This window comes from Flavobacterium panici, from assembly GCF_903819335.1.
GTDB lineage: Bacteria > Bacteroidota > Bacteroidia > Flavobacteriales > Flavobacteriaceae > Flavobacterium > Flavobacterium panici.
Map to the genome: position 1 here is coordinate 134,633 of NZ_CAIJDE010000047.1, position 15,504 is coordinate 150,136.

The window sequence follows — 15,504 nt, forward strand, 5'->3', positions numbered from 1 at the left end:
CAGCTGAGCTACGTTACTAAAAACAAATCTAGTACAAAACAAAAAAGCCACTCGATTTGAGTGGCTTTTCGTGAACGCAGAAGGATTCGAACCTTCGACCGCCTGCTTAGAAGGCAGGTGCTCTATCCAGCTGAGCTATGCGTCCATTTTCTTTAACTTTTAACTTAACCTTTTGACCGTCCCGATTAAAAATCGTGATGCTCTATCCAGCTGAACTATGCGTCCATTTATTTTAAAACTTTATCGCTTAAAGTTTTAGTCGGGGTGGCAGGATTCGAACCTGCGGCCTCCTGCTCCCAAAGCAGGCGCGATAACCGGGCTACGCTACACCCCGAATTAGACATAGATTTGTATCTGTGGTCTTCCCGATCTCAATCGGGACACGATAACCGGGCTACGCTACACCCCGTGGCAAAAATTAAGCGGAGAGACAGGGACTCGAACCCTGGCGACGGTTACCCGTCGACAGATTAGCAATCTGCTCCATTACCGCTCTGGCACCTCTCCAAGCTCAAGAAACGTGTTCTGTTTTGCGGTTGCAAATGTAAGACAACATTCCATTTCTCACAACTATTTTTTCGCTTTTTTTTAAGTTTTTTTAATCTTTTCTCTAAAACACTTCACAATCAAACGAATAGAATTAACAAAAAATTCATATTCAATTTAAAATCCATTCCAATTGACGCAAAATTTGAATTTATTCAAATAAAGAGTAAATTTGCTACATTAACTAATATTAAACAGAAAATGAACAAAAGAGTTGTTATCGTTTCTGCCGTTAGAACACCTATCGGAAGTTTCATGGGAGGGTTATCTACCGTACCCGCACCACAATTAGGAGCTGCTGCCATAAAAGGAGCCCTTTCAAAAATTAACCTAGACCCAAAATTAGTTGATGAAGTTTTCATGGGGAACGTAATCCAGGCAGGTGTTGGACAAGCTCCGGCTCGTCAGGCTGCCCTTTTTGCAGGACTATCAAACGAAGTTGCTGCCACAACAGTAAACAAAGTTTGCGCCTCTGGAATGAAAGCTGTAATGTTTGGCGCACAGGCAATCGCTTGCGGTGATGCAGAAATTGTAGTAGCGGGTGGAATGGAAAGCATGAGCTTAATTCCACACTATGTACAAATGCGTGCCGGAAACAAATTTGGCCCTGCAACAATGCTCGACGGAATGCAAAAAGATGGTTTGACAGATGCTTACGATAACAACGCAATGGGAGTTTGCGCTGATTTATGTGCAACTGAATACAACATCAGCCGTGAAGAACAGGATAATTTCGCAATTCAGTCTTATGAAAGAAGCGCAAAAGCCTGGGATGCCGGAAAATTTGACAATGAAGTCGTTCCTGTTGAAGTACCGCAAAGACGCGGCGAACCAATTATTGTTTCTAAGGACGAAGAATATACCAATGTAAAATTGGATAAAATCCCTTCGTTAAGTGCTGTTTTCACAAAAGACGGAACAGTTACTGCTGCTAACGCCTCAACAATCAACGACGGTGCTGCAGCTTTAGTTTTAATGTCTGAAGAAAAAGCAAATGCTTTAGGTTTAAAACCTTTAGCTTACATAAAAGGCTATGCCGATGCTGCACAAGAACCAAAATGGTTTACTACAAGTCCGGCAAAAGCATTACCAAAAGCTTTAAACAAAGCAGGAATTGCAATTGGAGATGTTGATTTTTTCGAATTCAACGAAGCATTCTCAGTTGTTGGTCTTGCCAATTCAAAAATCTTAAACCTTGATAACGATAAAGTAAACGTAAACGGTGGTGCAGTTTCATTAGGACATCCTCTTGGTTGTTCAGGAGCTCGTATTATTGTAACTTTACTAAACGTTTTAGAACAAAACAATGCTAAAACCGGAGCGGCTGCAATTTGCAATGGCGGCGGCGGTGCCTCTGCAATTGTTATCGAAAGAGCTTAAAATAATATTTCATTAGGAGTTATTAGAAATTAATAACTCCTAATTTTTAACTAATACATTATCTAAATGTTCGGAATCTGCAATCTTGCCATAGTACCCGTTCGATCTGAGCCTAGTGACAGAAGTGAAATCGTTACACAACTTTTGTTTGGCGAACACATCGAAATTTTAGAACGCCAAAATCAATGGGCACGAATAAAAATTCAGTTTGATGATTATATAGGCTGGGTAGATTCTAAACAATATCAGATAATTTCTCAGGAGCAGTACAATCAGTTAAGTAAAGAAGCCATTATTTTGAATGCAGATTTGATTGACTATATCACTGCGCCTAACAATCTATTGCTTCCAATTCCGCTTGGAGCCTCTTTATCTTTTCTAAACAACAGCGAAATCAATACTTCAAATTTTGATTTTGAGGGAACCAAAACAAGCGGCATAAAACCAAAAAGCGCCTTAATAAATACTGCTTTCATGTATTTAAACGCACCATATTTATGGGGTGGAAAAACACCATTCGGAATCGATTGTTCCGGTTTTACACAAATGGTTTACAAACTAAACGGATATAAAATTCATCGTGATGCTTCACAACAAGCACTCGAAGGTGAATCTTTAAGTTTTATTGAAGAAAGTGAAGTTGGCGACTTAGCCTTTTTTGACAATGACGAAGGCAACATCATACACGTTGGAATCATTATGGAGAATAATTACATCATTCACGCAAGTGGAAAAGTACGTATTGACCGTTTAGATCACACCGGAATTTACAATCCAGAATTAAACAAGCACACTCACAAACTACGTGTAATTAAGAAAATCATTTGATTTTTAAATTAAGGAATTATGAGATTTTTTGATTTTCTGTTAAAAACCAAATCTAGTAAATCAAAAGATTTTATAACCCCTAGTTTTTCTAGTTCAGTTGAAAAAGCAATACTATTTATTGACTCATCAGAAAAAAGTCTTGATGGAGATACTTTATTTGAAAAGTTATCTGAAATTTGCGAAAACAACTTTGAAGCTCAGGAAATATATTTATTTCTTCCTATTGCCTTTGTTAGATTATTTCTTCCAAAAGTAAATTGGAGTTATACTTATAATGAGATTGATTCAAACGGAAAAGAAACAAAAAAAGCATTTGAAAATACAGAATCATATCAAATAATACTTCAAGTCTCAGAAAAACATTTTCAAAAACTATCTCGAGAGACTATTATAAAAATTGCTGGAAGAAGTGCAGAATTTAATGTAATGAATCAGTTACTTCTCGATAATAAAAATGCCAAACCAGAAGATATAAAACTATCAGAAACTACAATAATTAGATAATTTTCTATTCACAGATATAAAAAATCATTTTTAATCCAATAAATCTGTGGCAAAAAAAACATAAAAATCGTTTAAATCCGCGTCATACGCGTGCCCAATCACGCACTAATACGAATCGTCTTTCTAAATTCCGAAGGACTATTCCCTCTCTGTTTTTTAAAGAATTTATTAAAATGGCTTTCATCCGTAAAACCAAATTCATACGCAATTTCATTAATACGTTTATCGCTGAATTGTAAACGATGCTCAATCAATTTTGTTTTATAATTGCTGATATATTGCTGCATGGTTTCGCTGGCATGTTTTTTAAAATAACGGCCTAAATACGTATTCGAAATTCCGAAATAATCACTTATAGATTCCGCTTTAATCTTCTCAGGATAATAAATATTCGTTTGAATATATTGCAAAATATCCATCGCTCTGGCTTCAGAATTAATATTTACCTGCTCCGGTAAATACTTCGCAATATTTCTTGCCACAATAATAATCAACGTATTAACCAATTGCTGAATCAATTCTTTATTATAAACATCCTTATCCTGATGTTCACGAATAATAGCCTCCACCATTACTTTCACCAAACATTTATCAGCATGATTTTTTAAAATACAACCCGGCTGATGATTAGCATTTTGCAGAATATATTCTAAACGCTGAATATTCTCGTTTTGCAGACTGGAATTTTTCAAATAAATATCATTAAACCTCAAAAAGAAAAACTTCGTTTCGGTTTCAATTGTAAAATTATGGCAATCCTCAGGCGTCAATAAAAACATATGTCCCGCATCATATTCAAAAATATTTTTGTTGATACACTGCGTTCCAGTTCCGCCTAAAATATAAACCAATTCAAAGAAATTATGACGATCTCCAACATCCGGATATTCACCCAATGTTTCAAAAGATACAGTAAACGGTTCGTATAAATTTTCTTTTTTCATAATCTGCAACAATTAATTCAGGATGCAAATATACCTAAAAAAGACAAATATATACAATTTAACACTAAAAAAAATGGTATAATTTTGTCAAATAATTTTAAGATATCAATTTTAACATCATGGAATATAGAAAATTAGGCAACTCAGAACTTGAATTATCAACTATAACTTACGGTGCATTTGCCATTGGCGGAAACATGTGGGGCGGAAACGAAAAGAAAGATTCAATCGACTCTATTCACGCATCAATCGCTCACGGCGTAACCACAATTGACACCGCTCCTTTTTACGGATTTGGTTTAAGTGAAGAAATGATTGGCGAAGCTTTAAAATCTCAAGATCGTTCAAAAGTACAATTGTTAACCAAATTTGGTTTGGTTTGGGACGGAAGCAATAACGGAAAAGGCGATTTCTTTTTTGATGCCGACGATAACGGAAAAAAATTACCAATTTATAAATACGCTTCAAAAAACAACATCATAAAAGAAGTTGAAGAAAGCTTAAAACGTCTTCAAACAGATTATATTGACTTATTGCAAATTCACTGGCCGGACTCCACTACTCCAATTCAGGAAACTATGGAAGCTATGGAAATTCTTATTCAACAAGGAAAAATCAGAGCAGCCGGAGTTAGTAATTACAATGCTGAACAAATTAAAGAAGCGCAAAAAACAATTCAGTTAGCTTCAAACCAAGTTCCTTTTAGTATGCTGAATCAGGCAATTCAAACTGATTTAGTTCCGCTTACAATTCAGGAAAACATCGGAATCATTGCTTACAGTCCAATGGAAAGAGGTTTGCTAACCGGAAAATATTTCACCGACAGTAAATTAAAGGATAACGATCATAGAAATGGTTATTTCGGTCAATTCGATCTTCAAAAAGTAAAAACTTTGGTAGAAGAATTAAGTTCATTGGCAAATGCAAAACAGATGTCAATTTCACAATTGGTTTTACGCTGGACAACTTTACAAAAAGGAATTACAATTGTTTTAGCCGGAGCAAGAAATGCAGAACAAGCTATTTCAAACGCAAAAACAATGGATTTCGATTTATCAGCTTCAGAATTGGAATTTATTAATCAGGCGATTTCGAAACTGAAATAATTCTAAACACATAGAAACATAGTTTTTAGGAATCTTAAAAAAGGCGTTTCACTTGCATTAACAAACATAGTCAACACAATATTGTCATTTCGAGGAACGAGAAATCTGCGCCAGAAACTCTACAAAAATTTGAGAACTATGTGTGAGAAACTAGTTTCTTTCAATTACCTTTTTTAGAAAAGAAAAATCTATGTCTCTATGTGTTTCAAAAAAAATCTCAAAAAATTAAATAATTTAGAATTTGGGCGTGTCCCTTCGGGGCGGGCTTTCGGCTATATCTTTTATTCCGCTATCGCTTCATAAAAGGATACCGCCTCTATCCCTCACGCGTCCCGAATTCATCAGAAAAAAAAGTAAAATGAAGAAAATATTTATCATCAACGGAAGTCAAAATTTCGCACATTCAGGCGGAAAATTCAATGAAACCGTTACCGATTGGACAATCGAATACTTAAAGAACAGTAACAAATTTGAAATAAAAACAACCGACATCAAACAAGATTTTGACTTAGAAGAAGAAGTTGAAAAATTTGTTTGGGCAGATGTTGTAGTATATCACACACCGGTTTGGTGGTTTCAGTTACCAAATCTTTTCAAGAAATACATCGACGACGTTTTTACAGCCGGACACAACAAAGGAATTTACAAAAGCGACGGAAGAAGCCGGGTAAATCCTGATATCAATTACGGAACAGGCGGACAATTACACGGACGCAAATATATGCTGACCACAAGTTGGAATGCACCTGCAACTGCCTTCACACTTACGGGAGAATTCTTCGAAGAAACATCTGTAGATCAAGGAGCTATGTTTGGTTTCCATAAAATGAATAAATTTGTAGGTATGGAAAAATTAAACAGTTTCCATTTCCACGACGTTGAAAAAGGTGCAACTGCAGAAAACATTGTCATCTTCAAAGAAAATTACACCAAACACTTAGAAGAAACTTTTAAAACCTTATAATCATGATCTCTATCACCGCAATTATAAAAAGCAAACAGGAAAACATTGAAGAAGTTAAAAACCTGATTCAAAATCTGGTTACACAAACCAGAAAAGAAGAAGCCTGCGTTCGTTATGATCTTCACACAACTGATAATGTTTTCATTATTTGGGAAGAATGGAAAGATCAGGCCGGACTTGATATTCACAACAATCAGCCTTATTTATTAGACTTTATTGCAAAAAGCGAAGCCTTAACTTCTGCACCAATTCAGGTTTACAAAACAATCCAAATTCTTTAATTAAGTAAAGCTATGAAAGCACTTTTCACAAATACATACGAATCTGAATTCGCAAAAACTGAGATTGAAAAACCAACTCCTAAAAAAGGAGAAGTTTTAGTTAAAATACACGCAAGTGGCGTAAACCCAATCGATAACAAAATCCGACTTGGACTTTCACCTTATGCATCACCTGTTTTACCAGCTGTTTTAGGAACAGATCTTGCCGGAGTAATTGAAGAAATCGGTGAAGGCGTAACAGAATTTAAAGTTGGTCACGAAGTTTACGGACTTGCAGGCGGCGTTTTAGGTTTACAAGGAACTTTAGCAGAATACACCGCTGTCGATGCAGATTTATTGGCTATAAAACCAAAAAATCTAAGCATGAAAGAAGCTGCAGGAATTCCGCTAGTATTGCTTACCGCTTGGGAAGGTTTAATTGACAGAGCGAAAGTTCAAAAAGGTGACAAAGTTTTGGTTCACGCCGGAGCTGGCGGCGTTGGTCACATGGTCGTACAACTGGCTAAAATTTTTGGTGCCGATGTATATGCAACGGTTTCTTATCAAAAAGCAGAAATTGTAAAATCGTATGGAGCAACTGCGATTGATAAAAACACACCCGTTGAAGATTATGTAAATCAATACACAAACGGAAAAGGTTTTGATATTATTTACGACACCCTTGGAGGTCAGTCTCTTGACGATTCATTTAAAGCCATTCGTCATTACGGGCAAATTAGCAGCTGTTATGCTTTCGGAACACATACTTTAGCAACAAGTTCACTTCGTTCAGCAAGTATTCACGGTGTTTTCGTTTTACGTCCAATGATTGGCAACGAAAACCGAAAACATCATGGAGATATTTTAAAAGAAACAACAAAATTAATTGAAGAAGGAAAGCTAAAACCACTAATTGATTCTAGAACATTCAATTTAGACAATGCAATGGAAGCTCACAAAGCTGTAAGCGACGGTTCTGCAATTGGAAAAATTGTTGTAGATATTATTTAAGTTTTTTTTGCCACGAATTACACGAATTTTCACGAATTATTTTTTTTAACTAGAGAAATAAAAATTCGTGGAAATTAGCGTAATTCGTGGCAAACTTTTTATTTAATTCCGCCAAAAGCGCCAAAACACATATTCTTATGTAAAATCTCTACGCTTTTGAAACCCACTTTTTTCATCAAATCCAATTGATAATTCATTGATCTTGGGGTATCTTCTTTGGCAATATAGTCAAATACATTTTGACGATATTCAGCTCCGCCAATTCCTTCTAAATATTCACCATATCGCTGCCAGGTATATTCATTTAATAATTCTGTTTCCTGCGTAATTAAATCTGAAATCATAAAACAACCGCCCGGTTTTAATAATTTAAACAACTTTGTAAAAGTAGTTTCCCAATCTTCATCATCTCTCAAATGATGCAAAACTGCTCCGGCCAAAATAATATCAAAACTATTTTCTTCTAAATCTACTTCCCGAATATCACCTTGTTTAATTTCAACTTTCCCGTTTGTTTCTGCTGAAACCCTTTCAAAAGCTTTATTCAACATTGGCAAACTTAAATCGACCAAAGTGCAGTTTAAATTTGGCAATTTAGACAACATCATTAAAGTATAATTTCCGGCACCGCAGCCAATATCTAAAACATGAGTAGCATTTGGAACAATTCGTTTTGAAGCTTCCGTAATTAATTCTAACGAAACTTTAGCGTCAATTGTAGATAATTGTCCTGTTTCTAAATTCGAAAATCGTTCGACATCATTGTCAAACCTTTCTCTGATCTCTGTAATAGTTGATTTTTTCATAACTTTTGTTTTTTGTTGGGCCACGGGTTTTACGGATTAAACGGATTTACACTGATTTATTTTTTATTCAAAACTTAAATAATATAATCTGTGTTGACCAGTTTCATCCGTAAAACCCGTGGCCCATATATTTTTTTTCAAAACTATCCTTTTCATAAATACTTTAAAAATACTATTTTTATCAATTAATAATACCTTTAAAGTATCATGGAATTACGTCATCTAAAATATTTTTTGGCTGTAGCCGAAGAACTGAACTTTACCAAAGCCTCAGAGAAACTGTTTATTTCGCAGCCGCCATTAAGCCGTCAGATTATCGAGTTGGAAGAAGAACTTCAGGCGAAGCTTTTCATTCGGAACAATAAAAAAGTAGAATTAACCGAAGCCGGAAAATATTTTGAAAAAGAAGTCAAAACGCTTTTTCAGAACTTGGAACGGATTTCTTTAAAAACAAAAAAGATTGCCGAAAATGTTTCAGGCGAATTCAGGATTGCTTATATCAGTTCAATCTATTCGGCAGTTATTTCAGATTTAATAAAACATTTAAAAATACAATTTCCGTATGTAAATTTCAAGCTTTTTGAAGTTTCTACCACAAAGCAAATCGATGCTTTAGAACAAGGAAAAATCGAAATGGGAATTATACGTTCTCCCATAAAATCTCCTAAAATAAAATCACATTTATGGTTTCAGGATGGATTTTCAATTGTATTCAATAAAAATAACATTCAACTAAAATCAGAAAAAGAGATCTTGAATTTAAAAGAGGAAACTTTTGTATTCTTCAATAAAGATTATGCACCACATTATCATGAAGTTTTATTAGAACTTTGTGCTTTTTATGGCTTTACGCCGAAGATAATTCATGAAGCGAATAACATTAATTCAATCGTACAATTAGTCAAAAACGGATTAGGGATTTCGATTGTTCCTTCGAATATTGCCAAAAACAATCAAGATCCGGAAATAGGTTTTATCGAATTAAAAAAAGTCAATTTACGAACAGATGTTTCGATTATCACATCAAAAGAAGACGAATCTGAAATTACAAAAGCTGCTGTTAATTTTTTGTTGAATAAGAGCGGTTTGCGCTAAGTTTTGTGTTAAAATTAATCTCGCAAAGTCGCAGAGTCGCAAAGTTTTTTATTTAATATTTAATGGTATGCCCAAAGTTTGTCATTTCGACGAAGGAGAAATCTTCGCGAGAAGCTCGGCAAAGATTGGCTTACGTTGTGGAGTTACTTGCGAAGATTTCTCCTTCGTCGAAATGACATAAAATGAGAAAAAAATCCTTTTAATCTTTTTAATCTGTGGCTAAAAAAAACTTTGCGCCTCTGCGTCTTTGCGAGATTAATCAAAACTAATTAGTGGAAATTTGTGTAATTCGTGGCAAACAAAAAATCGTTACAATTTATCACACCAATCTCACCCATAAAAACAGAACTTTTAAATACCTTAGCAAATTATAATTCTACAAAATAAAATCAATAAAAATGGCTGAACAATCTTCAATTCAGTGTCCAAACTGCGGAACTCCTATCGATGTCAATGATGTTTTAAAACATCAGTTGGAAGATAGCATACGCAAAGAATTTCAACAGAAAGCTACCATCCAAAATAAAGAATTAGAACTTAAAAACGAACAGTTCGAAAAAGCAAAAGCCGAATTTGAAGCCAAAAAGAAACAGGAAAACGAACTTTTTGCCGAGCGATTGGACCGAGAAAGAAAAATAGCCGAAAAAGAAATTTCTGAAAAACTTAAAATTAAACTCGAAGAAGAAAATAAAGACCGTTTGCTTTTAATGGAAAAAGAACTCTCTGAAAAGTCAGAAAAAATCAGAGAATTAAATAAAATGGAAGGCGAAATTGCAAAATTACAGCGTGAAAAACTGGAAATGAAAGAAGCAATTGAAGCCGAAGCGCAAAAGCAACTCAACGCTACTTTAGTTTTAGAACGTGACAAAATCCGTAAACAGGAAGAAGAAAAAAACGAACTAAAAATCAAAGAATACCAAAAACAATCTGACGATCAAAAAAAGCTGATCGAAGAAATGAAACGCAAGCAGGAACAAGGTTCTATGCAGTTACAAGGCGAAGTAATGGAATTAGCAATTGAAGAATGGCTGGCAAATAATTTCCCGCTTGACAGCATTGATGAAATAAAAAAAGGCGCAAATGGTGCTGATTGCCTTCAAATTGTAAACACGCGCGAATTGCAAAATTGTGGTTCAATTTATTACGAAAGCAAAAGAACAAAAGCTTTTCAGCCTTCCTGGATCGAAAAGTTCAAAAATGATATTAGAATCAAAAGAGCCAATATTGGTGTTTTAGTAACTGAAGTTATGCCGGCCGGAATGGAACGTATGGGAATGCGTGACGGTATCTGGATTTGTACGTATGAAGAATTTAAAGGTTTAAGCGCCGTTTTACGTCAGTCACTAATTCAGGTAAGTCAGGCCGTTCAGGCACAAGAAAATAAAGGCGATAAAATGTCGATGTTGTATGACTTTTTAACCAGCAACGAATTCCGTTTACAAATTGAAGGAATTGTAGAAGGTTTTACACAAATGCAAGGTGATCTTGATGCAGAAAAAAGAGCTATGCAGAGAATCTGGAAACAGCGTGAAAAACAAATCGAAAAAGTAGTTCACAATACTTTAGGAATGTACGGATCGATTCGTGGAATTGCTGGAAATGCGGTTCAGACTGTACGAGCTTTAGAATTGGATTTTATTGAAGGTGATGATGAAGATCCTAAAGAATTATTGGAATAACAATGTGAGATGGCACGCAGATTTAACGGATTCGCTTACGCGAAAACACATATGTGCACAGATTTTTTGATGAGAATTAAACACAATCTTGTCATTTCGAGGAACGAGAAATCGCACTCGAAACTCTACAAAGATTGGCGAATTTCTTTGCGGAATTACTAGTGCGATTTCTCGTTCCTCGAAATGACAAAATAAAAAAAGGCTTCTATTAATTTCGAAGCCTTTCATTTTTAATTAACCTTTTTTAAAGGACATTGTAAGTCCAAACTGATTAGAAAGGTAAAGTTTGTTATTTTCAATAGAGTAACCAGAAGTTGTTCTTAATAACTGCATAAATTCACCTTCTTTTTTTGCATCACATTTTTTAGTTTCTGATGTAAGATTAGGAAACTTAAGTTTTCCGGCTCCATCAGATTCTAAACTTCCTTTAATACCGTTGCATCCTGTTGAACCGGAAAAACTAGATGAAGACATTTCTAATTTTGGAGCATTAGAAAAATCTTTTTCAGTAATTACTTTTCCGTTTAAGTTTTCTAAAATCCAGGTTTGTTGTAGTTTCTTTTCGATTGCGTTTTCGTTAGTCGCAGCTGTAGAATTTGTAGTCTTACTTGACTTGCAGCTATAAGCTAATGAGACTGCAATAAACAACATTAAAATCTTTTTCATGTAAAATAAATATTTATAAGTTTTATTTTACAAAAATATTCCAGCTTTAAGTCATCTTTATGTTACTATAAGTTATTTTTAAACCATTCTAAGACATTTTTAAAATTCAAAATCATCAATCTACTTTCTTAAAAACCAAAAGTTTACCCGAAGGATTTGATAAAGTCAACCTATTATTTTCAATACTATAAGTAGTCGTATTTTGAAGAGCTTTAGTAAACTCACCTTCTTTATTCCCCGGCGCACAAGCCATTAAGGTCGAAATAACTTTGGAGAATCGAAGTAAATTCTTTTCATAAAAAACAGTTCCGCTGATTGCATTACAACCGCCGTAACCCATAAATTTATTTTCAGAAGAGTTGATTTCGATTCTTGGCAATTCTCTTTGAAAATCGGTTACAAAAACTTTAAAACCGTTGAGTTCTTCCAGAACCCAAATATCATGTAAACGATAATCGGTATTGTACTTTCCACATCCGCCGATCTTTTTAGTTTCTAATTCAGTATTATTTTTAATTTCTATGGAAACTTTATAAGGTGAAATGACGCCCGACATTGAATTCTGGCAATCTACTTGCTGAATTGTAATAGTTGCTGTTGAAGTTTCATTAGCAACTTTATACATCTTAACATTAGCATCCATAGCTTTAATTGCATCAACAGGTGTAAAAACAAGTTTCTCTTTTCCCGGAATCAACGACGTGAATATAATCTCCTCATTTCCCATCTTTAAACCCCAAAACGGCTCATTTCCGGTTGCTGTAAAATAATATTTCATTTCATCTTCCTGAGAACCATATTCAGAAGTAGTTTGTGTATTTGAAGTTTTGTCTGTTGTAGATTTACAACCAATCATTACAGAAAGTAAGAACAAAAGTAAAAGTATATTTTTCATAACGTTTTATTTGAAATAACATAATTTAACAAAATACGAGTAAAATTCTTATGAATTTACGACAATATTTTGAACTTCTTATTTAGAATCTTTTCAAATTTAAAATAATTATCACTATTCCATTTCACTAAAAACCCGCACTACGTAAAAGATTACGATGAAATACGTATTCTCCAAATACTACATCTACTTAAAAAAATACCTTAATACGTATTTTTATAAGTATTAATACTTATATTTGCGTAGTAATACTTAATTAAAGAAATCATGATTAGAGTAATAGTAGTTGGAAACGGCATGGTTGGTTATAAATTTTGCGAAAAGTTCATTGCAAAATCAGGACAGGAAAAGTATCAAATTACCGTTTTTGGTGAAGAACCAAGGCGTGCTTACGACCGTGTTCACTTAAGTGAATACTTTGGAGAAAAAACGGCAGATGATTTATCATTATGTACAACTGAATGGTACGCCGAAAACAATATTATTCTAAACACATCAGAATTAATTACAGATATAAATCGTACCGAAAAAACAATACATACTCATTTAGAAAAAACACATACGTACGATTACTTAGTTTTAGCAACAGGTTCATCAGCTTTTGTTCCGCCAATAGAAGGTGTCGAAAAAGAAGGTGTTTTTGTATACAGAACGATCGAAGACTTAGATGCTATTATGGCTTACGCCAAAAAGATAAAACAAAAAGGCGCAACCGAAGCCGCTGTTCTTGGTGGAGGATTATTAGGTCTTGAAGCAGCAAAAGCCGTTAGGGATTTAGGATTGAACCCGCATGTTGTCGAATTTGCTCCGCGTTTAATGCCAAGACAATTAGACAAAGGCGGAAGCGATATGCTGCAAGCAAAAATTGAAGAATTAAATATTGGAATTCATCTTAACAAAGCAACGCAATATATTGACGGAAAAGAAAGTATAACGGGAATGATGTTTGCTGACGACGAATTGTTAAAAGTAGACATGTTGGTTATATCTGCCGGAATTAAACCTCGCGACGAATTAGCTCGAGTTTCAGGACTTGAAGTGGGTTTACGAGGCGGAATCGTGGTAAACAATCAAATGCAGACATCAGATCCTTCTATTTATGCTATTGGCGAAGCGGCACTTTACAACCAAAATATTTACGGACTTGTTGCTCCAGGTTACGAAATGGCTGATGTTGCTGCAGAACAAATCTTAAATGGTTCTAAAACCATGAGAGAAACCATTGATATGTCGACACAATTGAAATTAATTGGTGTCGAAGTAGCAAGTTTTGGTGATCCTTTTATCGAAAATGATAATGTAACTGCCATTATTTATGAGAATAAATTAAGCGGTGTTTACAAAAGAATCAATGTTACCAAAGATTCTAAAACACTTTTAGGCGGAATTTTGGTTGGAGATTCGAGCGATTATAATTCGCTTTTCCAAATTTACAGTAACGCAATGGCATTACCTAAAAATCCGGAAAATCTAATTTTAGGTTCTCGCGACGGTTCTGAAGGTTCAAGTTTAGGAAGCGTAATGGATTTACCGGACACTGCCGTAATTTGCTCTTGCGAAAATGTAACGAAAGGTGCTATCTGCTGTAAAATTTTAGATGAAAGCTGTGCTAGTTTTTCAGATGTTGTGAAAGCAACGAAAGCTACTTCTGGCTGCGGTGGCTGTAAACCAATGGTTTCAGATTTGGTGAAAGCCACTCAAAAATCACTTGGAAAAGAAGTTAAAGAAGTAATCTGTGAACATTTCAGCTATAATCGTCAGGAATTATTCGATTTGGTAAAAATCAATAAATACGAGAATTTTTATGACGTTTTAGATCATCACGGAAAAGGCGACGGCTGCGAAGTTTGTAAACCAGTTGTAGCTTCTATTTTCTCCAGTATTTATAACGACACTGCTAATAAACACGTTACAACGCAAGATACAAACGATAGATTTTTGGCTAATATTCAACGAAACGGAACTTATTCTGTAGTTCCCAGAGTTGCCGGAGGTGAAATCACAGCTGAGAAATTAATTGTGATTGGCGAAGTAGCCAAACAATTCGATTTATATACTAAAATTACCGGAGCGCAAAGAGTTGATTTATTCGGAGCGCATTTAAGTGATCTGCCTAAAATCTGGAAAATATTAATTGACAACGGTTTTGAAAGCGGTCATGCTTACGGAAAATCGCTTCGTGCCGTAAAAAGCTGCGTTGGAAATGCCTGGTGTCGCTACGGAATGGACGACAGCGCCGGATTTGCTATTGAACTTGAAAACAGATATAAAGGAATCCGTTCTCCGCATAAACTAAAAGGCGGTGTTTCGGCCTGCATTCGCGAATGCGCAGAAGCAAGAGGAAAAGATTTCGGATTAATCGCTGTTGAAGGCGGCTGGAATTTATACATCGCCGGAAATGGCGGTGCAAATCCAAAACACGCTGTTTTATTAGCCGAAAAAATTGACAAAGAAACCGTAATCAAATACATGGACAGATTCTTAATGTATTACATCCGCACGGCTGGCCCGTTGATTAGAACTTCAACTTGGTTAGAAAAACTAGACGGAGGTTTAGAATATTTAAAACAAGTTATCATCGAAGATAGTTTAGGAATCTGTGAAACATTAGAAGCCGAAATGCAGACTTTGGTAAACACTTTTGAATGCGAATGGAAACAAGTTCTGGAAAAACCAAGATTATTAAAACGCTTTAATCATTTCGTAAACTCAGATGAGAAAGACGAAAACGCTGTTTTTGTTCCGTTAAGAGATCAAAAAGCGCCAAAAGCGTGGACCTAAAAAAGTTCTTTTAATCTCGCAAAGACGCAAAGACGCAAA

The 15,504-nt window shown here is 35.0% G+C and carries 14 protein-coding genes and 3 tRNA genes; 10 read left to right on the plus strand and 7 right to left on the minus strand.

Annotated features, from left to right (window positions below):
- Positions 1-71 precede the first annotated feature (71 nt).
- From FLAPXU55_RS15080 to FLAPXU55_RS15090, 3 genes are all read right to left on the minus strand, one after another.
- Positions 72-145 (minus strand) — tRNA-Arg (locus FLAPXU55_RS15080).
- A gap of 114 nt (positions 146-259) precedes the next feature.
- Positions 260-334: transfer RNA gene (locus tag FLAPXU55_RS15085), tRNA-Pro, on the minus strand.
- Positions 335-423: 89 nt separating this feature from the next.
- Positions 424-507: transfer RNA gene (locus tag FLAPXU55_RS15090), tRNA-Ser, on the minus strand.
- A gap of 240 nt (positions 508-747) precedes the next feature.
- Here FLAPXU55_RS15090 and FLAPXU55_RS15095 point away from each other — a divergent pair.
- From FLAPXU55_RS15095 to FLAPXU55_RS15105, 3 genes are all read left to right on the plus strand, one after another.
- Positions 748-1,926, plus strand: coding sequence for an acetyl-CoA C-acyltransferase (locus tag FLAPXU55_RS15095; protein ID WP_180858777.1), 1,179 nt, complete (start codon positions 748-750; stop codon positions 1,924-1,926).
- 66 nt (positions 1,927-1,992) lie between these two features.
- A complete protein-coding gene (locus tag FLAPXU55_RS15100; protein ID WP_180858779.1) occupies positions 1,993-2,754 on the plus strand; it encodes a C40 family peptidase in 762 nt (253 codons plus the stop codon).
- 18 nt (positions 2,755-2,772) lie between these two features.
- Positions 2,773-3,258 (plus strand): hypothetical protein, encoded by a 486-nt coding sequence (locus FLAPXU55_RS15105; protein ID WP_180858781.1) that lies wholly within the window; start codon positions 2,773-2,775, stop codon positions 3,256-3,258.
- Between the two features lie 98 nt (positions 3,259-3,356).
- On the opposite strand, the gene FLAPXU55_RS15110 is transcribed toward FLAPXU55_RS15105, so the two are convergent.
- Positions 3,357-4,202, minus strand: a complete 846-nt coding sequence (locus FLAPXU55_RS15110) for an AraC family transcriptional regulator (protein WP_180858782.1) — start codon at positions 4,200-4,202, stop codon at positions 3,357-3,359.
- Between the two features lie 119 nt (positions 4,203-4,321).
- Between FLAPXU55_RS15110 and FLAPXU55_RS15115 the strand changes: the two genes are divergently transcribed.
- The 4 genes from FLAPXU55_RS15115 (at position 4,322) to FLAPXU55_RS15130 (ending at position 7,543) form a co-directional block, all read left to right on the plus strand.
- Positions 4,322-5,308, plus strand: a complete 987-nt coding sequence (locus FLAPXU55_RS15115; protein ID WP_180858783.1) for an aldo/keto reductase — start codon at positions 4,322-4,324, stop codon at positions 5,306-5,308.
- A 358-nt stretch (positions 5,309-5,666) separates the two neighbouring features.
- On the plus strand, positions 5,667-6,272 hold the full coding sequence (locus FLAPXU55_RS15120) for an NAD(P)H-dependent oxidoreductase (RefSeq protein WP_053470251.1): 606 nt from the start codon (positions 5,667-5,669) through the stop codon (positions 6,270-6,272).
- A gap of 2 nt (positions 6,273-6,274) precedes the next feature.
- Positions 6,275-6,553, plus strand: a complete 279-nt coding sequence (locus FLAPXU55_RS15125) for a putative quinol monooxygenase (RefSeq protein WP_180858784.1) — start codon at positions 6,275-6,277, stop codon at positions 6,551-6,553.
- A 12-nt stretch (positions 6,554-6,565) separates the two neighbouring features.
- Positions 6,566-7,543, plus strand: a complete 978-nt coding sequence (locus tag FLAPXU55_RS15130) for a zinc-dependent alcohol dehydrogenase family protein (protein ID WP_180858785.1) — start codon at positions 6,566-6,568, stop codon at positions 7,541-7,543.
- A 98-nt stretch (positions 7,544-7,641) separates the two neighbouring features.
- Here the strand turns inward: FLAPXU55_RS15130 and FLAPXU55_RS15135 are convergent, their stop codons facing one another.
- Positions 7,642-8,349 carry a class I SAM-dependent methyltransferase gene (locus tag FLAPXU55_RS15135; protein ID WP_180858786.1) on the minus strand — a complete coding sequence of 236 codons (708 nt, stop codon included), beginning with the start codon at positions 8,347-8,349 and terminating at the stop codon, positions 7,642-7,644.
- Between the two features lie 207 nt (positions 8,350-8,556).
- On the opposite strand from FLAPXU55_RS15135, the gene FLAPXU55_RS15140 reads away from it, so the two are divergent.
- Both FLAPXU55_RS15140 and FLAPXU55_RS15145 read left to right on the plus strand, forming a co-directional pair.
- Positions 8,557-9,444, plus strand: coding sequence for a LysR family transcriptional regulator (locus FLAPXU55_RS15140; protein WP_180858787.1), 888 nt, complete (start codon positions 8,557-8,559; stop codon positions 9,442-9,444).
- A gap of 398 nt (positions 9,445-9,842) precedes the next feature.
- Positions 9,843-11,123: a DUF2130 domain-containing protein gene (locus FLAPXU55_RS15145; protein ID WP_180858788.1), complete on the plus strand. Its 1,281-nt coding sequence runs from the start codon at positions 9,843-9,845 to the stop codon at positions 11,121-11,123.
- Positions 11,124-11,357: 234 nt separating this feature from the next.
- On the opposite strand, the gene FLAPXU55_RS15150 is transcribed toward FLAPXU55_RS15145, so the two are convergent.
- Together FLAPXU55_RS15150 and FLAPXU55_RS15155 are read right to left on the minus strand one after the other, a co-directional pair.
- A complete protein-coding gene (locus FLAPXU55_RS15150; RefSeq protein WP_180858789.1) occupies positions 11,358-11,789 on the minus strand; it encodes an META domain-containing protein in 432 nt (143 codons plus the stop codon).
- Positions 11,790-11,904: 115 nt separating this feature from the next.
- Positions 11,905-12,684, minus strand: a complete 780-nt coding sequence (locus tag FLAPXU55_RS15155) for an META domain-containing protein (protein ID WP_180858790.1) — start codon at positions 12,682-12,684, stop codon at positions 11,905-11,907.
- Positions 12,685-12,951: 267 nt separating this feature from the next.
- On the opposite strand from FLAPXU55_RS15155, the gene nirB reads away from it, so the two are divergent.
- Positions 12,952-15,465, plus strand: a complete 2,514-nt coding sequence (gene nirB, locus FLAPXU55_RS15160) for a nitrite reductase large subunit NirB (protein WP_180858791.1) — start codon at positions 12,952-12,954, stop codon at positions 15,463-15,465.
- The last annotated feature ends 39 nt before the right edge of the window (positions 15,466-15,504 follow it).